General features: G+C 39.8%; 15 protein-coding genes. 4 read left to right on the top strand and 11 right to left on the bottom strand.

The annotated features are described in order from the left end of the window. Positions 1 to 209: 209 nt before the first annotated feature. Positions 210 to 527 (top strand): hypothetical protein, encoded by a 318-nt coding sequence (locus FAZ19_RS17920; RefSeq protein WP_136822131.1) that lies wholly within the window; start codon positions 210 to 212, stop codon positions 525 to 527. Positions 528 to 639: 112 nt separating this feature from the next. Further along, positions 640 to 879: a DUF1456 family protein gene (locus FAZ19_RS17915; protein ID WP_136822130.1), complete on the top strand. Its 240-nt coding sequence runs from the start codon at positions 640 to 642 to the stop codon at positions 877 to 879. 167 nt (positions 880 to 1,046) lie between these two features. On the opposite strand, the gene FAZ19_RS17910 is transcribed toward FAZ19_RS17915, so the two are convergent. From FAZ19_RS17910 to FAZ19_RS17890, 5 genes are all read right to left on the bottom strand, one after another. After that, positions 1,047 to 1,238 (bottom strand): cold-shock protein, encoded by a 192-nt coding sequence (locus FAZ19_RS17910; protein ID WP_136822129.1) that lies wholly within the window; start codon positions 1,236 to 1,238, stop codon positions 1,047 to 1,049. 353 nt (positions 1,239 to 1,591) lie between these two features. Then, complete coding sequence (locus tag FAZ19_RS17905) at positions 1,592 to 2,146, bottom strand: DUF1697 domain-containing protein (protein ID WP_136822128.1); 555 nt, start codon at positions 2,144 to 2,146, stop codon at positions 1,592 to 1,594. Positions 2,147 to 2,173: 27 nt separating this feature from the next. After that, entirely contained in the window at positions 2,174 to 2,527 is a 354-nt protein-coding gene (locus tag FAZ19_RS17900; protein ID WP_229707635.1) for a DUF1801 domain-containing protein, read from the bottom strand. A 5-nt stretch (positions 2,528 to 2,532) separates the two neighbouring features. After that, positions 2,533 to 2,991 (bottom strand): GyrI-like domain-containing protein, encoded by a 459-nt coding sequence (locus FAZ19_RS17895; RefSeq protein WP_136822127.1) that lies wholly within the window; start codon positions 2,989 to 2,991, stop codon positions 2,533 to 2,535. A gap of 52 nt (positions 2,992 to 3,043) precedes the next feature. Then, on the bottom strand, positions 3,044 to 3,766 hold the full coding sequence (locus tag FAZ19_RS17890; RefSeq protein WP_136822126.1) for a helix-turn-helix transcriptional regulator: 723 nt from the start codon (positions 3,764 to 3,766) through the stop codon (positions 3,044 to 3,046). A gap of 247 nt (positions 3,767 to 4,013) precedes the next feature. Between FAZ19_RS17890 and FAZ19_RS17885 the strand changes: the two genes are divergently transcribed. Beyond that, positions 4,014 to 9,905, top strand: coding sequence for an alpha-2-macroglobulin family protein (locus tag FAZ19_RS17885; protein WP_136822125.1), 5,892 nt, complete (start codon positions 4,014 to 4,016; stop codon positions 9,903 to 9,905). 16 nt (positions 9,906 to 9,921) lie between these two features. Here FAZ19_RS17885 and FAZ19_RS17880 read toward each other — a convergent pair whose 3' ends face one another. The 5 genes from FAZ19_RS17880 to FAZ19_RS17860 all read right to left on the bottom strand — a co-directional run bounded on the left by FAZ19_RS17880 (position 9,922) and on the right by FAZ19_RS17860 (position 17,361). Further along, a complete protein-coding gene (locus FAZ19_RS17880) occupies positions 9,922 to 10,557 on the bottom strand; it encodes a Crp/Fnr family transcriptional regulator (protein WP_136822124.1) in 636 nt (211 codons plus the stop codon). 180 nt (positions 10,558 to 10,737) lie between these two features. After that, positions 10,738 to 12,156 (bottom strand): efflux transporter outer membrane subunit, encoded by a 1,419-nt coding sequence (locus FAZ19_RS17875; protein ID WP_136822123.1) that lies wholly within the window; start codon positions 12,154 to 12,156, stop codon positions 10,738 to 10,740. Between the two features lie 20 nt (positions 12,157 to 12,176). Then, positions 12,177 to 15,377 carry an efflux RND transporter permease subunit gene (locus FAZ19_RS17870; RefSeq protein WP_136822122.1) on the bottom strand — a complete coding sequence of 1,067 codons (3,201 nt, stop codon included), beginning with the start codon at positions 15,375 to 15,377 and terminating at the stop codon, positions 12,177 to 12,179. Between the two features lie 21 nt (positions 15,378 to 15,398). Then, positions 15,399 to 16,595 (bottom strand): efflux RND transporter periplasmic adaptor subunit, encoded by a 1,197-nt coding sequence (locus FAZ19_RS17865; protein ID WP_136822121.1) that lies wholly within the window; start codon positions 16,593 to 16,595, stop codon positions 15,399 to 15,401. A 166-nt stretch (positions 16,596 to 16,761) separates the two neighbouring features. Beyond that, entirely contained in the window at positions 16,762 to 17,361 is a 600-nt protein-coding gene (locus tag FAZ19_RS17860) for a TetR/AcrR family transcriptional regulator (protein WP_136822120.1), read from the bottom strand. A gap of 174 nt (positions 17,362 to 17,535) precedes the next feature. On the opposite strand from FAZ19_RS17860, the gene FAZ19_RS17855 reads away from it, so the two are divergent. Next, on the top strand, positions 17,536 to 18,609 hold the full coding sequence (locus tag FAZ19_RS17855) for a sensor histidine kinase (RefSeq protein WP_136822119.1): 1,074 nt from the start codon (positions 17,536 to 17,538) through the stop codon (positions 18,607 to 18,609). Positions 18,610 to 18,727: 118 nt separating this feature from the next. Here the strand turns inward: FAZ19_RS17855 and FAZ19_RS17850 are convergent, their stop codons facing one another. After that, complete coding sequence (locus FAZ19_RS17850; RefSeq protein WP_136822118.1) at positions 18,728 to 19,522, bottom strand: ZIP family metal transporter; 795 nt, start codon at positions 19,520 to 19,522, stop codon at positions 18,728 to 18,730. Positions 19,523 to 19,807 lie beyond the last annotated feature (285 nt).

The raw sequence follows: 19,807 nt of genomic DNA, 5'->3' as shown, positions 1-19,807 counted from the left end.
ATCCTCTTTCTTAACGAGTAGCAGACGTAGTAAAATATGTCTGCTATTTTTTTTTCTGAAAGTGTCTATTTCTCAAAGGCCATCAAGAACTTTAATGCCTGTTGGTGATTCAATGGATCATGAAAGTTTTTGTTATTTTAATCATTTTGTCGTAGCCAGATAAGTTTCTTCTTAAAAATGAACTATAAAAAAACGTATCTTTGCTTGATATGGCTTATACAAAAGAAAGAAAAAAGCTTGAAAAGCTTTCCGAAAAAATTACGGGTCTCCAGAACTATGACGATAAAAGTCTGAGTATTATTACAGATGTATACGAACAGTATTCACATACCGTAAGGATTTTAAAAAACAAAGATGTAGAAACTTTCAATGAACTATATTTAAACGAATTGCAACAAGTTAAAGAATGCAAGAAAGTACTTAAAGTGGGTGAAGAAGAAGACCGTCAAGTAAATTTTATCAAGTATAAAGAGAACCTATTGGATGCGTTAGAAAAAACGATTCAAGCGGCAAACGATACCTTATAATTAAACTACGTGTTATGCCACAACATCACAAAAAATTACGAAACGTCGGATCAAGAAGATAATCCCCTCATCAAAAGATACTTTTTTGGTATAGTTTTCCTAAATTTACACTATGAGCAACAATGATATTATGAAAAAGCTCCGCGTGGCTTTAAAATTTACAGACGACAATATTGTGGAGGTATTAGCCCTAGTGGATTTTAGAGTAACGAAAACCGAACTGACTGCGATATTCCGCAAAGAGAATCATCCAAATTTTAAACCGTGTGGCGACCAGTTGCTCCGAAACTTCCTTAACGGACTGATCATCTACAAGCGCGGCCCCCTACCCCCTCCTAATTCGAAAGCTTAAAAGAAGAAGGAAAAATATATAAATCTATTTAGAAAATTATAGGTTTAGATTGGGAGAACTAAACATAAAAGCCCATAAACAAAAAAAATGTAGTAAATCGGCACGAATGCCATCTACTACATTTTTAATCATATATTCTGTAGAAAAATATGAGTTTTCCTACGTAATTATGCTACGCGTACATTAACGGCATTAATGCCTTTTTTGCCATTCTCTACATCGAATGTTACACTATCGTTTTCACGTACATCGTGGATTAAACCCGAGTTGTGTACGAAAACATCCTGACCACCATCTACTGGCGTAATAAAACCGAAACCTTTGGTAACGTTAAAGAATTTTACTGTTCCTTCTTGCATTGTTTATTGTATTTATTTATAAATTATTCATTTTATTGGGCAAACGCCATTATCGACTGATTTTAACAGCAGAACAATAATAAATCTGATTGTTCACAAGAAATGATGTTTGTAATTTTTTGAACCTCGAAATATTCTAGGTATAAAATGATACTTAACCGTTACGTTGATAACAAAAATTAGTAACTGAAAAAGCAAAAACTGAGAGAGAAGAATGAACTTAACGATTTCAGAGAAGCGTCGGCAGAACCTGATTATAAAACAAAGATAATATAATTTTTTTAATATACAGGATTTATATTTTTTTATTAAATGAGATATGAACGTAGCCAAACAGATATTAAATCATACAGTTAAACATTCGCTACTTTCTGGACAGTATTCCAATTCCTTGTCGTCATATTTTTTCCAAATAGTTTTTCTAATTCATCCATGCCTTTTGGGGAGTTTGTTGTCGAAAGATCTAACACACTCAAGATCGTTTTATTTTGTATAGAAATGATTTTATAAGTTTTGTCCTCCGAAAAATAGGGCAAGGTCAACTCAACTTCAGGTGTGTTTTTTAAAAAAGAAACATAGAGACGAATATCTTTATGTACATCTATTGTTGCAAAAGGGTTTTCGCTAACTAAGTCAGAGATTTCCTTTTGACCTCTTAAAATCACGGGAATTATAAATCCGAAGGACTGTGAAAGAAAGGTTTCGATCTTGTGTTCCAAATCTTGAATATTCGTCTGTTCTGTTTCAAATACAAAATTTCCTGTGTTCAATAATGTTCTTACGTTTTCACACTCCAATTGGTTCAATTTGTCCCGTAGGTCTGCCATAGGCACCTTGTGATGTCCACCAACATTAATACCCCTAAGAAATCCTGTTAATGTGATCATACCATCTTTACTTTCTAACAAACTTAAGTTTTTTAGGTGTGATTTTTCTCATTCCTTCCTGTATAGATCCAATGCCTTTTGCAAAATGTGCTCAATCGTTTTGAGGGGTAAATCTTTATTAGGGTTGATGCTAAAAATCTTCATTCGTGTTCGTTTCCCTTTTTTAAGTCCGGGATGATCAAGGTACGCGCCTTCTACCATCAGAATATAGGGTTCATCTGTCTTTTTATCCGTCCACAAATAGCAAAACACTTTTTTCTGGTAGCAGAAGCAGGGCATTCCCCACTTCTGCGTTTCCGTAATATCTATGTCCTGATGAAGAATGATATCCCGTAAGGCAAGCAAGCAACTCTTGTTTGGTTCTTCTTTATTCAAATAATAGTTATGAAGTTGCTCCATCATTTCCTCTATTTTACTGCAATTAAAAAATCTATTTCTGCATCTGTCGGATTTTGTGATTTCTCACCGAATACTTCAAAGTCTGTCGTGAACAACCTATCTAAATCCATTTCCCAAATTTCCAACCACTTGTTTATGATCAAGTCTTTCATTAAATCCCCTTTAGCGGAAAGTTTCATATAGTTTCCACCGTCAATTGATTTGCCAATCAATCCAGCTGGGACAACGCTTAAGGTTTCTACTTTACATCCCAATATTGTCGTATAGGGCTTAGTATGGTCACTCTCATATTCCGTGTATATGCAATATACGGTGGAGTCAATTTTGTTAGGAATTGTTTCCAGAACTTTGTCGTTCATAAATCTATTCCACAAATCTCCAATATCTTTAGCCGCTTGGTTGTTTTCGTTTGTGGTTCTTACCGAAATGCCTATTACTTTAAAAGGCTCAATAGTTACATTGTTCATTTTTAAATATTTTGTTGTTGAGCCACAAAACTAACTTCGTGTTGTGACAACCCTATGGCAAGGGTTGTGATAAATATTTTTCCTTACAGATTTCAAAATATTCCTGCAAGGTTATTTTATGAGGCTGAAACTTTTCGTTGAGTAAGGTAAGGTGTTGGATTCTGTCAAAACGAAAAGCCCTAAAATCGTCTCTTAAATGGCAAAATGCGATAAGTAACCAATTTTCTTGTGTGCTGTAAATAGCAAAAGGTTCGATCGTTCTTTCCGTTGTCTGGTTTGTTTCAGGTGAATGATATTTTATCTTGACAAGGTTAAAGTTTGTCAGGGCTATTTGTAACGTAGACAGAAAATTGCTTGTTTGTTCACTAGCCGGATTTTGTCGGAATACAGTACGGTCGGAAAGCAAATCGACTTTATCTTTGGTATTGTGTCTAAGTACGGATTTGATTTTGTTGATTGCTTCTGAATATTCTCTTACGAATGAGCTGTCTTTGTTTTTTAGAATCAGCTGTTCGGCGGTAATCAATGCGTTAGCTTCACTTTCGGTAAACATTATTGGCGGGACTCTGTATCCTTCCATCAATGTATATCCTTTTCCTTCATCAGTTAAAATGGGAACACCGGCCTGTTCTAATGCTTTTATATCTCTGTAAATTGTCCGTTTACTTACGGAGAACTTATTCGCTAATTCGGAAGCTGTCAAAAGTCGTTTCGTTTGCAATTGGGTTAGAATTGCTGTTAATCGTGAGACTCGTTTAATATCAATATTGTCCATTGTTTGTCCATCTTTTCAAATCTGCAACTTCCTTGATACTACTACGCTTAGCCATATACTATCAACATAATAGCAAATGAAATACAACCCATCTTTCGGACGACAAGATACACATAAAAAATAGTGATTGAAGGAGCATCTATTTTATCGTCAGCCAAGCAATCAAATTAAAGAACAAAAAATTTACTACCCGAATTATGGAATTTTCAATTTATCTGCATCCCTTCCTAAATATTGAGTACTTTGTATGGAATTTGTATCTGTCATTATGCAACGAATCGTTATATCTCTTTTACTGCTCGTACCTCTTTTAGCCACCGGTCAGGATTTTAAATCCCAATGGGAGGAAGTAGATCGCTTGATAAGCATTAAAAACTACCAGCAGACTTCCCCACTTATCGCATCCATAAAAGCGAAAGCGCGAGCAGAAAGCAATAGTCCAGAATGGATAAAAGCTGTGCTAGCCGAACATCATTCCTTAACAACCAATATGCGTAATGATTCAGCTTTTTATCATATACAGGAGCATTTACTTTCTCATATCGACAAGGCCTCGCTGTTGGAAAAAAAAGTACTACAAAACGTGTATGCCTCTTTTCTTTTTCAGCAGTCTTACCTCAGCCGTGTTGAATCTGCTCACGGCTTTCTAACTTGGGACCTGGACAAAAGAAAAGTACATATTGATTCTCTTTTCAGGGCATCATTGGACAATAAAACACTCCTTGTCCAGGAATCCATCGATAAGTGGAAAGCCATGGTAGCTGACCTCAAAAACCGGACCTTGGCGCCTACCATTTATCATCTGCTGACCTACAATTACCTGGATTTTCTAGATGCATCCTATCCCCAAGAAAAGAATAAAGGCACACATTTTATTCAGTCGTTACAAAAAACAAACTCCGAAAGAAATTATAATGATGCGGATGCTTACCTTACCTTTCGTCCGTATGCCCGGTATCGTACCTGGGAGATTCTGACATATCAAAAGGAAATCGAAAAGCTGATCAAGGAACAACAGGCTGATTACAACTCTCATATCCTGCTCCTCCTCGCCGACGCTCAAAAACGACAGAGAGGTAAAAACAAGGAAGCCGTCGACTATTTAAACGAAGCCATTAATGCGTATCCAAAATCTCCTTGGCTAAAAGATGCAAAGAATCTATACAATGAACTGACTCAAAAAACCTTATCTCTTGAATTGCCAAACTTTGCCCCGAGCGGACAATACATACCTATCAAAATCAACGCATTGAACGCTGACAAGGTCTTCATAAGGGTGTATAATACCAGCAATAAACCCGAAAATTTTAAGGAATACCATACGCTGTACGACAGCCTAACGCAACAGGTGAACCTAAAGGCCACGCTGGTTTACGAAGAGGAAATAGGGTTAAAAACTTTTGCTGATTATCAAACCCACAACACTAACTTCAAAATCAATCCCTTGCCTTATGGAAGCTACATCATATTAATAGCCAACAATCCCGAATTCAAAGACAACGGGCAAGATCAGGATGTATCACAAGGAGGTCTTGTGGTAAGCGACCTATTGGTTTCGCCCACCATTGAAGACAAGGGCATTCAGGCTACCGACTACCGCTATACCACACTGATGGTAAACCGAAAAAATGGCTTACCCTATAGCAACAAACAGCTGGATTTGTACTATCTTGAAGAGGATGTATTGACGAAAGTAGGTTCGCTACGGACCAATAAGAACGGTGAATTTGATTACCTGGCTGACTACGACGAAAACAGGTACGATCTGGAAGACCTATACCTGTTCATTCCGGAAGAAAACCATTTGATCACATTGAATCATCTTAATGATATCCCGAAGCATCTACGCGAGGAGCGCAAGGAAGAAAGACTTCAAAACGATGCTTTACTATTTACTGACCGCGCAATTTACCGACCGGGGCAAGAAGTCTTTTTTAAAGCAATTGTCTATACAAAAGACGTATTGAAAGGTATGGTGGTACCGAGTGAATCGATAAAAATAGTATTGAAAGATGCCAATCGCCAGTCCATTGATACACTGAATCTGACGACTACTGCTTTCGGGTCGGTACATGGCAGCTTTCGTATCCCAAAAAAGACATTGAACGGCTCATTTCATCTAGAAATACATAAAGACAACAAGCGGTTGTCAGCAAAAACATTTTCGGTCGAAGAGTATAAAAGGCCCACGTTCAAGGTGAGCTTGACAGAAAATGTGCAAACCTACACTAAACAAGATACGGCTATTTTTACAGGTACTGCTGAAAGTCTATCTGGAGCGAGCTTATCTCATATTACCGTTAATTATAAGGTGTCATTCTACGATAACCAGACCTATCGTCAAATCACTTATTTAGATTCTGTAACGACGACCGACGCCCATGGCAAGTTTACCTTCCGTATTCCTTTTATGGATACGGTATTTAGGAACCAGTCCGACTTAACATTACAATTCCAAGCAGAGGCCATCAATGAAACGGGCGAAATTCAAACTGGAACTGGATCTTATCGTTATTCAGACAAACCGCTACATGTTGCCGTTGTTACATCGGGAATAGCGGTGGAAGGAGAATGGAATAATTTGGTGATCAAGACGAGTAATCCGAACGGGCATCCTATGTCGGCCTCGGGGACAATACATATCTATAAATATGAGAACCCAAATATTATTCAGAGTGACCGAAAGACCTTTGATTTCCATACCGAATACCATATTTTGGATACCGCAACCTATCAGAAGTATTTCCCGTGGTACTTCGACAAATTGGATTTGATAATAGATAGACCGAAAACATTAATAGGCACCTATACGTTTGACAGTGACGATACCGATACCATTCGGCTTGAAAACAGCTATGAAAATGGTTCATATCTTATAGAGGCCTACACGCTCCAAGGCGTAGATACCACGAAAACCAGTCAGAACATACAGGTTCTCTCTAAAGGCGAAAATAAAATATCGGACAAGGACTTTCTCACCGTGCGCACCGACAAATCGGGCTATGAGCTCGAAGAACAAGTCCTTCTCAATCTGCAAACAGATTTTGAACAGGCTACTGGAGTATTTCTTTGGAGAGTACAGGGTAATACTAAAAGTCGCGTTGAGTTTATTCCTTTTAAAAAGGGACGTGCTTCCTATACGCATAGGATAACCGAACAGGACCTCCAATACAACACGTGGTTTGAAATCATGATGGTACAGGAAAATAAAATTGTGACACGAAGGGTCAATATCCCTATCGTGAGAAGCGACAAATCCCTCGATATCCAGGTTCGTACATTCCGCGATAAGATTACTCCAGGGCAGAAAGAGACCTGGAGTTTTACAATCAAGAACAAAGATGCAGCCTCCAAAGCTGAAATATTGGCCTCCATGTATGATACAGCTTTGGATCACTTTGCCCGAAACAACTTTCCTATCGCTTTTGCAACGGAAAACTATCGCCGCTGGTACAGCATCCACACAGGATGGAATTTGGGGCTATTTAATAACCCAACAACGAGCAATACACTTTTCTATAAACCTACAGGTGGATATAGCATCTTTGAAAACCCTCCCGTATTTATTAATTATGGATTGTTTTCAGGAAGCGTTGGTATTTTGCAGTACGGCAATTTCCCAAGTTTCGCAACCGTAGATGAAGTGGTTACTGTGGGATATGGCAACGCATCTCCCCAGACAGAAGGTAGGGCTGCGGATTTTTTTATTCGAGGAACAGCAACAAAAAACTCCGCACAGCCCTTATATGTTGTAGATGGAATAGTAAGGGAAAATTTTGATCTTGAAAAAATGGATCCGCAAAATATCGATGACCTCGCTATCCTAAAAGATGCTCAAGCGACCGCACTTTATGGATCCAAGGCTGCCAATGGTGTAGTAATCATCACGACTAAGGAAGCAAATAAATTGGAACAGCTCGACCAAGTCCGGGCTCGTACAAATCTTCAAGAAATGGCCTTCTTCTATCCTACCCTACTGACAGACAAGGATGGTTATGTCACTTTCGAATTTGATGGACCAGAGGCTTTGACGCGTTGGAAAGTGATGTTGTTTGCCCATACCGAAGATCTCAAAGCCGGTACGGCAACCTTCTTCAGCCAAACGCAAAAACAATTAATGGTGCGACCGAATTTACCTCGCTTTTTGCGCGAGGGAGATGAAATCTTGATCACAACACAAGTTCAAAACCTGAATGATACGGCAAAAATCGGTACAGCACGATTGGAAATTATCAACCCGGAGAACAATGAAGTGATTTCCCATAAATTCTTTTTAGACAATGGTTTACGTGATTTTTCAGTAACAGCTAAAGGAAATAGTACCGTATCATGGATGTTGCAAATACCAAAAGGCTATTCAACGGTACAAATCAAAGTAGTAGGTGCGACAGGCGAATTTTCGGACGGAGAAGTACATGAATTAGCGATCCTGCCCAACCGTGTCTTACTTACTGACACGAAAAAGATCGTGTTGGATGCTGGACAAAACAAAACCTTCACCATCCGCTCGCAGGGAAAAGACAACCTACACACCAAGGTGCAGGTACAAAGTAACCCCATACTGGAAATTATCTCAGCATTGGATTATCTGAAAAACTATCCTTACGAATGCAATGAACAAACAGCTAGCAAATGGTACGGAATCAGCATGTTGCAATATATCCGAAAGCATTACCCAGCCATCAGCACTTATTTCAATAGCATCAATCCGGATGAAGTGGATTCAAAACTGGAAGAGAACAGTAAATTGAGTGAGCTACTGGCAGAGGAAATGCCGTGGTTAAGACAAATTCGAAATGATAAACAGAAGGTTAAATCCCTGGCCAAGTTGTTTAAAACTGATTTCGCTTCTGATATTCGTGCATTGGAAGCAAAACTCGAAAAGGCACAACTCGAAAACGGAGCATTTAGTTGGTTCGAAGGGGGTAAGTCTGATACGCACATGTCTCTTCGCCTGTTGGAGGTATTTGGAAAAGTAGGAAAGCTTGATCAATCCCTCATCAACGACCGCATTGCAACGATAAGTGATAAATTGATCCATTTTCTGGATCAAGACACTTCAATCTATCGAGCGAAAGCAGCTACCAGCTTGGTATTGGACTACCTATATGTCCGCGCCTTATGGAATGAGCGACACGTATTGCCTGCAGCAAAAACAGAACAGTTACGCAAACACATCGATCTTACTGCTTCACATACAGCCAATCAGCCTGCAGGTTTGGCCGCAAAGGCATGGTTGGTGAACGCTTTATACGATTACCGAATCGCCAGTATCGAGGTCAAGAACAGGATAATGCAGGAAGTCATCTACGACCAAGAACGCGGCATGTATTGGGAAAGCAATGCCAGTCGATACAACAGTATGAGCCTACAAAGCTATATGGTCGAAGCCTACAAACAACTCGATTCGACAAAACTTGATCAAATCACGCAATGGGTCTATTACAGTAAACAACACAATCATTGGCAGACAACATGGAATACCGTGGACGCTGTGTATGCTTTGCTCTTAGCAAACAATCCTAAGGATTTCGTGCTGGACAATACAGTCACCATCGAAATAGACGGTCAAGTTGTGGTAACTGATGACAAGGTACTCGGACAGGTCGGAAAAGTCTTGCTTTCGGAAGAATTGGTTAAGGACAAGATGGTGAAAGTAACCAACGACAATAACCGAAAAATTTATGGAGGAATTTATCATCAGTACTTTGCGCCGTTGGAAGAGGTTCGTTCCGAGCAAAAGGACGTGTCTGTATCCAAAAAACTATTCGTCCAAAAGGATTCGGAATGGGTTGAAACCACTTCTTTTAAAACCGGTGATAAGATCAAAATACAATTGGTCGTCATCAATAACGAACCGTTAAACTACGTCCACCTCCGTGATGGAAGGGCTTCGGGATTTGAACCGATTTATCAACCTTCGGGATATCAGTTCTGGAAAGGTTATTATTTCACGATCAAGGATGCTTCGACCAACTATTTTTTCGATTATTTACCAAAAGGTCGTCATGTCTACGAGTACGAGGTAAAAACCAACAACAATGGTGTGTTCAGTAGTGGCATCGCACAGATTGAATGCATGTACGATCCGACGGTGAATGCACGATCGGAGAATTTAAGAGTGAGGATTGAGGAGTAGATAAAGGGCGCTACATTCAGGAAATCTCGAGTAACTCGATATTATTCCGGTGCAATTTGATTCTGCCCTCCCTTTCTAAGGCTTTCAATAATCGTGAGACGACGACTCTCGAACTGTTGAGTTCGTAGGCAATTTCCTGATGGGTATTGGAGATTACATTGGAACTGTTAATCTTCTTTTTCTCCAGCAGATATTTATAAAGGCGTTTATCCATATTCATAAACGCAATATTATCTATGGCAGTGAGGAGCTCATTAAAACGATTATTGTAGCTTTCGAATACAAACGTACGCCAGCTCTTATATTTCCCTAACCATTCTTCCATTTTAGCAATTGGTATCATAGCGACGAGCCCGTTATTTTCGGCAACGGCTCTTATCTCACTTTTTTTATCACCTACGCAGCACGCTAGTGTCATGGCACAAGTGTCGCCTTTTTCTATAAAATACAGCAACAATTCGCCTGCATCTAAATCTTCTCGCATTATTTTGATAGCACCGCTGATTAACAAAGGCATTGTCCTGATATATTTTCCAATATCGATCAAAACGTCTCCTTCCTTAAATTCTACCAATTTTGCCACTGATGCGATTTCTTCAATCAATACTTGCTCCAATATGCCTCCATATGTTTCCTTAAGTAATTCTTCCATTGTTATTAGATGTTTAACGAGGTAATTATCTTTTTACAGACACGAAATTAACATGCCTAATACTTTTCTTAAAACTACAGCTAAAATAGGGAAATAACCAGCGTGATATTACATAGGTCTTATTCCATAATAATTTAAAGTTCCTACGCGAGAATAGCTCACGTAGGAACTTTAAAATTACTAGTTCGACCAACCGCCACCAAGCGATCTGTATAAATCGACGACAGCTACTAGCTCAGCTTTACGGATTTGGACAAGCTCCAATTCACTTTGCAGGGCATTGCTTTGTGCTGTGATTACTTCAAGATAAGAGGCCGTACCCGTTTCGAACAGGAGATCAGCATGTTGCACGGCTACTTTTAATCTATCCGTTTTATCCTGAACAATTTCTTCGCGCACCTTTAATTTCTGTATGGCAATCAATGCATCAGAGACTTCACCAACTGCGCTGACAACCGACTGTCGAAATTCGATTACGCTTCTTTCATATTCGACACGTGCTAGTTCATATTGTGTTTTTAATTCTTCTCGTTGAAAGATAGGTTGCGTAATGCTACCCGCCACAGCTCCAAATAAGGACGCAGGGATATTAAACCAATTGCTGGCCTTAAATGCATTAACGCCGGCCTGGGCGGTAATCGCTAAAGAAGGGTACATCTGCGCTTTAGCAACATGTTGATAAGCCTGGGAAGCAGTAACTGAAAGTTCCGCTCGTTTAATATCCGGACGCTTACTCAATAATGCGGCAGGAATGCCAACATCCAGTGTCGTAGGAAGATTTATATTCGTAAGTGTGGCCGAGGTATTGATTTCTTTCGGAAACTCTCCGCTTAATAATCGCAAAGCATTTTCCTGAAGTAAAATCTGCCGCTCAAAATCCGGAATTAGCGAAGCTGCCGATAGTCTTTGGGCAGCGACTTGTTCTAAGGCTAGCAAATTCATATCGCCCACTTCATACTGATGCTGCACAGCTTGCAGTGTACTATCGCTCAGCAGTAAGTTCTGTTGAGCGATATCATGAAGTTGGTACAGCATAAGCAATTGATAATATCCCTTAGCGATTTGGCTCACCAGTTCTGTTTGAATAGCTTTTCGAGCCTCTTCGGTTTGAAGATAGGAAGCTAATGTAGCTGCTTTTTGACTTTTTAACTTCCCCCATATATCGGCCTCCCAAGACAACCCAAATCCCAGGGTATAGTCTTCGATATGGTTCTGCCCCAAGAACTCCCCAAGACTTAATCCATTCAAACTGTTGTTGGAGGGATTGGTGCTATTCGCTTGCATTTGAAGCTGCAAGCTAGGCAGTCGCGCTGCTTTGGACTGTTTGAACAGAAGTCGTGCAGACTCAATATTCTTCAATGCAAGTTGCATATCCACATTTTGTCGTATAGCCGTATCGATTAGCTCTTGTAATATAGGATCTTGAAAGAAATCCCGCCAGGGGATATTGCCTATACTACTATCGACATGAACGACCTGGTCAGTCCGAAAAGATTCGGGAAGAGAAAGCGCCGTGTCATTTTTTATCTTCGCCGTTTGGCATGCCCACAATGATGCAGAAATGGCAAGAGGAAAGAGAAAGTTGCTTTTTATTTTCATGAAATTCCTTTTAATAGTTTTTAGTAAGAATTTAGAGGAGTCGTTGCTACTAAAGTAGGCTGCTCATCATTTGGTAAGTGACCCTCGGTATCTGCATGAGATCGACCTATTCGTTCATGCAGGTATTGAAACACAACGAAAAGTACTGGGATAATGAAAAGTCCTAATAAGACGCCGGATAGCATACCACCGGCCGCAGCGATACTGATGGCATGGTTACCTTGCGCGGATGGCCCCACGGCGCTCATCATAGGAATCATACCGACGATAAAAGCAAGCGACGTCATAATGATTGGCCGGAGGCGTAATTTAGCTGCTTCCAATGCGGCGAAGGGGATCGACTGCCCACGCTTTCGACCTTGAATAGCAAATTCAACGATTAGAATAGCATTTTTTGCCAGCAAACCGATAAGCATAACAAGTGCAACCTGTACATAAATATTATTGGAAATTCCGGTTAATCCTATGGCAGCAAAGACACCAAATACCCCAGTAGGGATAGAAAGTATCACAGCTAATGGTATGATGTAGCTTTCGTATTGCGCCGCCAACAGAAAATACACGAATATCAAGCAAAGGATGAAGATGATCGTAGACTGTCCGCCAGAAATCATTTCTTCTTTGGTCATCCCAGAGAACTCGTACGTGTAACCTGTAGGTAGGTGTTCACGGGCAACGTCCTCCACTGCGCGAATTGCATCACCGGAACTGTAGCCCGGTTTTGGAATAGCATTGATTCCTATAGAGTTGAAGAGATTATAGCGAGAGGCAGTCTCCGGTCCGTAAACTCGATGTAATTCTGCTAATGTGCTGATGGGCACCATGTCTCCATTCTTGTTTTTAACATAGATCCCATCCATAGCGGAAGGAGCTGTACGATCTGTAAAATCGGCTTGTACCATCACCCTGTAATATTTACCAAAGCGATTAAAATCTGAGGCCTGAGCACTTCCGAAATAGGCCTGCACGGTTTGCAGTATGTCTTTTGTATTGACACCCAATTGCGCTGCCTTGATATCGTCTATCTGAAATTCATACTGAGGGTAATCAGCTTTAAATGTCGTGAAAGCCATCATGATCTCAGGACGTTGCATGAGCTGCCCAATAAACCCCTGACCGACATCACTAAACTTATTGAGCTCTCCACCATTACGGTCTTGCAAAACCATATCTAAGCCATCTACATTACTAAAACCAGGTACAGTGGGAAATGTAAAGACAAAGAAATTAGCTCCTTTTATCGCCGACAATTTTTGGTTGACGTCGGCCATAATTGCTTCAATGCTTTTTACTTCACCTCGTTCCTCATATGGCTTTAGTAAGATAAAAGCAACTCCTGCCGAGGGACTTGTAGATTGAGTTAGAATATTGAATCCGGACATTACATTAAGCGTCTTCGTAAAATCGGCATGCTGAAGTTGTTGTTCTGCTTCTTGAAGCGCTTTGGAAGTTCGATCTAATGACGCTCCCGCCGGCATCGACAGCGAGATAGCGATAAAACCCTGATCTTCCGAAGGAATGAAGCCTGTGGGGGTTCTTCTTACCATAAAGATCGTTAATACCAACAGCAATGCAAGCCCTGAAAAGCCAACCCATTTATGACGAATTAGGAAACGAAGGCTTCCGATATAGTTGCTGGTTAATTTCTCAAAACCAACATTAAATCCGGTGAAGAATTTCTCTTTAAAACCTAGTTTATGGTCAACGGAAGTTTCATTGTGCAGCGGTTTGAGAAATAAAGCACAAAGGGCTGGACTTAACGTCAACGCATTTACTGCAGATATAACAATAGCAATAGCTAATGTAAAGGCAAATTGCCGATAAAATACACCGGTGGACCCCTCCATAAAGCCGATAGGTAGAAACACTGCCGACATAACAAGAGTAATGGATATAATTGCTCCTGTTATCTCTCCCATCGCTGAAGTCGTAGCCAACTTGGGAGGGAGGTGTGCATGTTCCATTTTGCTGTGAACGGCTTCGACAACAACAATGGCATCATCTACCACAATCCCAATAGCTAATACAAGGGCAAATAACGTGAGCAAGTTAATCGAAAAACCAAAGAGCTGCATGAAAAAGAAAGTCCCGATGATTGCAACAGGTACGGCGATAGCCGGAATTAACGTAGATCTAATATCTTGCAAAAACAAGAAAACGACTAAGAACACCAAAATAAAGGCTTCAATCAATGTATGTTTTACCTGGTCTATGGACTGGTCTAGAGCATCCTTCGTATTGTACAATACGAGATGTTTTACGCCCTTTGGAAAATTCAAGGACGCTTTGTCCATAAATTCCTGTATAGCTATTTGGATTTCGTTTGCATTCGATCCTGCTAGTTGCATTATACCGATATTTAATCCTGCTTTGCCATCTATACGGGTATGGCTAGCGTAGGTATAGGAACCAAGTTCCACACGTGCTACATCCTTCAATCGTAATATGGATCCATCAGTATTGGAGCGAATAATGATATTACCGTAATCGGCAGGCTGATTTAGCTTTCCCTTATATTTAATAACAAACTCAAAAGCTTCTTGGCTATTTTCTCCAAACTTACCTGGAGCTGCTTCCATATTTTTATCTTGAATAGCTGCCATAACCTCCGCTGGAGTAAGCCTGTACGTAGCCATCTGGCTAGGATCTAGCCAAACGCGCATGGAATAGTCTTTGCTACCGCCGAAAGCAACAGCCTGACCAACACCCGGAATCCGCTTTAATTCTGGAATTATGTTGATTTGCGCATAGTTGGTAATGAATGTTTGATCGTATTTTTCTTCGTCTTCTGTATAAAGATCGAGTACCATGATCAAGCTATTTTGCTGTTTAGCTGTGGTTATCCCCGCTTGGATCACCTCGGTGGGGAGCTGACTAGTAGCTTGGGAAACACGATTCTGCACATTGACGGCGGCCTGATCGGGATCGGTACCTAGTTTAAAATATACAGTGATCATCAAAGTACCATCATTACTAGCTGTTGAACTCATGTAACTCATGTTTTCAACGCCATTAATTGATTCTTCTAAGGATGGTGCCACTGCTCGCAGTACCGTTTCTGCATTTGCACCCGGGTAAAGGGCTGTGACCTGAACAGCAGGTGGTGCTATATCGGGAAACTGTTGTAAGGGTAATTTCAGGATACCTATAATGCCTAATATAACAAGCAAGATCGATATTACCGTAGCCAGTACAGGCCGTTCTATAAATTTTTTGAGCATGCGATGCGTACGTTAAATAAGTTACTGAATATTTTCTTTTTCTGCTATTACTGGATTGATAACTTGTCCATCTTGTAAGAGCTCTATACCTTTATAAACAATGCGGTCTCCACTTTTTAGACCCTTATCTACAAGATAATTTTCTCCACTTTTTCCGACAACCGTGATCGGTTGTTGGATCACTTTATGATCATCGTTCACAGCATACACGAAGATCTTGTCCTGAATCTCCACTGTAGCTAGTTGTGGCACAAGTAAAATCTCATGGTATTGCTTTTCAAGCCTTATTCTACCGGTGTTTCCATTTCGTAGGATGCCTGCGGGATTTGAAAAGGTCGCTCTAAGTGTAATCGCACCGGTATTCTTATCGAATTGCCCGTCGACCATGTCTATTTTCCCTGTATGTTCGTAAATACTTTGATCAGATAGGACCAAGGCAACGGGAGGCACTTGCTGTAGTTTTTGTTCTAATGTTTGTCCATCTACACCACGCTTGAAGTCAATAAAATCGTTTTCGCTTAAAGAGAAATACACGTGTAACGTGTGTACATCGGATAGCTGGGTGAGTGGTTCCGCATCTGCAGGATTGACTAAGCTACCTTGCTTCTTTAAAAGTCTACCAATATAACCTGCTGAAGTTGCTCGTATCTGTGTATAGTCTAAGTTAATCTTAGCAGATTCTACAGCCGATTTAGCCTGTTGCACACTCGCATTAGCCACGCTTAATGCGCTTTGTGCTGCTTTTAACTGAAAATCAGTCAGCACTTTATTTTCCACAAGACGTATCTTTTTTTCAACTTCTAATTCGGCATTCTCGCGCGCCGCCTCGGCGGCCTGAAGGTTAGCCTTTGCTTGGTTGAGCTGTTCTTGGTAAGGTCGGTCGTTGATCTTAAATAAAAGTTGACCTTGATGAACTTTAGCGCCTTCGTCAATGTAAATTCGATCAAGTGCGCCACTCACTTGTGGACGAATTTCGACATTTGCTGCCCCCTCGATCGATGCCGGATATTCTTGATAGACAGTCTCATCTGCACTGGAGATGGTGATAACAGGCAATGCGGGTGGAGGCGAGTCCACAGGCTTACTGGTTCCTGTCGAACAGCTGTAAAGGAAAGATACACTTACAACGTATAACATCTTTACGTAATTAGAAAATTTAACACCGTTAAGTATGGAAACGGTTTTTCTCTTAAAATTGGTACTTGTTTGCTTTTTCATATGTGTTGAGCGTTAATTGTGCTTGATAATACAGGTGCTTTTACCTATAGATTGGGCTAATTTGTATTTAATAGTAACAGGTAAAATTTGTAATATACTTCTTATTAATAATTTATATTTAACATCGTTAGATTTTTTAACAACGTTGTAAATAGGGTAAAATTTTTTAGTCGTTAAGCGAACGTGTAATGCCGTAAATTGCGTCTTTTAATACTTGCTGATTCGTTATCTCTCCATTTCCTTTATTAACAAGATTAATAGATATCAGGCCATGAATAACCGACCAATATGTAAAATATTTCCGACAAACTAATTCTTCTGAGGGGTCTTGTGCCACCATGATCTCACGAATGACATCAGCAATCATATCTCCAAAAGTTGGGCGGCCTTTTTCACTTTTCTCGCCATTACAACAAGCCGTTCCTATTCCAAACATCAACTGATAAAGTTCGCGTTCTTCGAAAGCAAAATTCCAATAACTAAACCACATGGCTTCCAGTTGCTCCTCCAAGCTACTTGCGTCAGCCTTCGCTTGTAATACGCGCTTAGCCAATAAACGGTGGCCTTGTTTCGCCAGCTCATTTAAAATGGCCTCTTTGTTCGCAAAATATTCATAGATCATGGGTGCTGTATATTCAATAATATCCGCAATCTTACGCATACTCAAGGCATGCCACCCCTCTTCTTTCACAATCTGAAGAGAAGCTTCAAGAATATTGATTCTAGTTTCATCCTTAAGACGCTGAATACGTTCTTTACTACCCACGTTGTATACCTATTAAATAACTTAACAATGTTAAACAAAATTGCATGTTTTTATTTTATCTAGTGACACCCTAATGTCATTAAATAAAATTTCATAAACAGCATACAAACCATCACTACCTCGATATATATTTGTGTTATAGGCTCGATATTTGTGATAGTTTATAACTATTCTATGAAAACAGTGAAAATGAAATCACAATCTGAACTAAATGAAGAGCTTGAAAATTATTTCAGCAATACAATCATCCCGCAATTATTCGTCGACGCTAATTTACTGTTGCAAAAATTTACGCCACCAGCTATGAAGCAATTCTCGCTTAAGCACGAATTTATTGGTTTACCTATACAAGACATTAAGGAACACTTCCGTTATCCTACCCTTATTGACAATATCAAGGTCGTCATTGCAACAGGTAAAATCTTGGAAAAAGAAATACAGACAACAGACCTACGATGGTATCAGATGAACATATTGCCATACCACATCCGCAGGGAAAACAGGACGAATGGAGTCATTATCACTTTCGTGAATATTACGAATCGTATCCAAGATCTTAAAGAACAGGAAAAATTAATTGCCGAATATGAACTTTTGCTCGACACCATTGCCCATGATATTAAAAATCCTATTTTAGCACTAGACTTAACGATTCAGGTGCTGAATAGGCCCGGTAAGAACGCAGAACAGCATGCGACATTGTTGAAAAACATGGCAAGTAGTATAATAGAGATTAAAAAGGTTGTCGATGAGATGGCGGGCGCGCATTGGAATAAAGAACGCTACCAATCTGTTGAGGAACTACTTGATCTGCAAAATATACTGGAAGATGTGAGGCTCACCCTTGCGCCACAAATTATGGAATCGGGTGCAATTATAAAACAAGAGATTGACGTCTCTGAAATTAAGTTTGTTAGACGCAAGCTGCGAAGCGTGCTATTTAATCTACTAAGCAACGCTATTAAATATACAGCCTCCGATCTTCGTCCTGAAATAGTGATCAGAACCTATGCAAAAGACAATTTTATGGTTATCGAAATTGCCGACAATGGAATTGGTATAAGCAAAGAGGACCAACTATCTATATTTGAAAAATTTCGACGTGCGAAAGTAGAGGTGGAAGGGACAGGTGTAGGATTGTACCTCGTCTATACAGTCGTAGTGAATGCAGGCGGCAAAGTTACGGTGGAAAGCGAACCTGGCAAAGGGTCCACATTCAAGGTATTTCTCAAGTTGAAGGACACTTAAAAGCTTTCGCAGAAATATATCCCACGCCCTTACCTTTCCAATAACTTATACCAATATGAACCTTTATCCACTCGTCTATACCACTCTGGGTTTTAAACTTCGCTAAAAAGTTCCGAAGCTAATGTTGATGTCCGTCGTGAGACTCATGTTCATGTGAATGTCCATGATGGTCGTGATTATGATCGTGACCATCGAATAACAAATTTCCGACAGCTAACAGAATTCCGATTAGCACCGCTATCATTTTTCTTTTGTTAAATGTATGGTGGTCAGCTGATCCTGATTCAAATAAAATCGTCGTAGAAACATGTAAAAAAATACCAATAACCACTGCCATAATCTTGTCGTAATATTGATGTATTTCTCCTAAATTTCCATCGCTGATTCCTTTACTAACAAGAAATCCAAACGGTGTCATAAAGGCAAAGATCAATAAGCATAATGCTATTTTCTTTTTCGACAACTTCGTTGCGATCAATAAGCTGCCCAATGCAAATGCTGCCGGTATGTGATGGATAGATATGCCAAATACTAACTGGGATTGCTGTCCCGAAGCTAACGGCATTCCTTCTAAAAACGCATGCAAACAAAGACTAATCATGATGGCAAGAGGGAACGCATGATGATTTCCATGATGGACATGCCCGTGTTCAATTCCTTGAGAGAAATGTTCAAGCACCAACTGAAAAATGAATCCACCAAGGATATACAATCCAATTACTCCTTCAGTGGTTTCATTTCCTTGGTATACGTGGGGAATGAGATGCAGCACTGTAATACCAAAAAGATATGCTCCACTAAACGAAAGGATAAGTTTAAGCAAAGAAGAATTATCTCTTTTAACAAAAAATACCGATAGCCCACTAAAGAGCGCTGGTAAGAATAAAATAAGAATAATCAGTATGGGATTCATATAAAATTATATAGTTTTCTGTGCCCTGCAGTAGAAAGTACGGCAACTGATCATCTGTACACTATCGCAACACGGTTGCAAACATACGATAAATATCCAAATTTCTATCGATTTTTTATCAACTTATTTTAGAAAAATAGAATACGGAACATGACCCTCATCCGATAATTACATTCATAGCTCCTATGAATTATGTGAAAATAAACCCTCGTGAAAGTAACCCCATCACGCCCTAAATGTCATTATACTTGCCAGTCACAAAACTATACTTGTTTTAAATTGTTC

This window comes from Sphingobacterium alkalisoli, assembly GCF_005049105.1.
Classification (GTDB): domain Bacteria; phylum Bacteroidota; class Bacteroidia; order Sphingobacteriales; family Sphingobacteriaceae; genus Sphingobacterium; species Sphingobacterium alkalisoli.
Note: the sequence above shows the minus strand (reverse complement) of the source record. Positions and strands in the feature narration are given on the sequence as shown.

Coding starts and splice junctions, on each gene's coding strand:
- FAZ19_RS17865 (WP_136822121.1), bottom strand. CDS start 16,595: ATGAAAAAGCAAACAAGTACCAATTTTAAGAGAAAAACCGTTTCCATA.
- FAZ19_RS17885 (WP_136822125.1), top strand. CDS start 4,014: ATGGAATTTGTATCTGTCATTATGCAACGAATCGTTATATCTCTTTTA.
- FAZ19_RS17880 (WP_136822124.1), bottom strand. CDS start 10,557: ATGGAAGAATTACTTAAGGAAACATATGGAGGCATATTGGAGCAAGTA.
- FAZ19_RS17895 (WP_136822127.1), bottom strand. CDS start 2,991: ATGAACAATGTAACTATTGAGCCTTTTAAAGTAATAGGCATTTCGGTA.
- FAZ19_RS17875 (WP_136822123.1), bottom strand. CDS start 12,156: ATGAAAATAAAAAGCAACTTTCTCTTTCCTCTTGCCATTTCTGCATCA.
- FAZ19_RS17910 (WP_136822129.1), bottom strand. CDS start 1,238: ATGCAAGAAGGAACAGTAAAATTCTTTAACGTTACCAAAGGTTTCGGT.
- FAZ19_RS17870 (WP_136822122.1), bottom strand. CDS start 15,377: ATGCTCAAAAAATTTATAGAACGGCCTGTACTGGCTACGGTAATATCG.
- FAZ19_RS17890 (WP_136822126.1), bottom strand. CDS start 3,766: ATGGACAATATTGATATTAAACGAGTCTCACGATTAACAGCAATTCTA.
- FAZ19_RS17855 (WP_136822119.1), top strand. CDS start 17,536: ATGAAAACAGTGAAAATGAAATCACAATCTGAACTAAATGAAGAGCTT.
- FAZ19_RS17850 (WP_136822118.1), bottom strand. CDS start 19,522: ATGAATCCCATACTGATTATTCTTATTTTATTCTTACCAGCGCTCTTT.
- FAZ19_RS17900 (WP_229707635.1), bottom strand. CDS start 2,527: ATGATGGAGCAACTTCATAACTATTATTTGAATAAAGAAGAACCAAAC.
- FAZ19_RS17920 (WP_136822131.1), top strand. CDS start 210: ATGGCTTATACAAAAGAAAGAAAAAAGCTTGAAAAGCTTTCCGAAAAA.
- FAZ19_RS17915 (WP_136822130.1), top strand. CDS start 640: ATGAGCAACAATGATATTATGAAAAAGCTCCGCGTGGCTTTAAAATTT.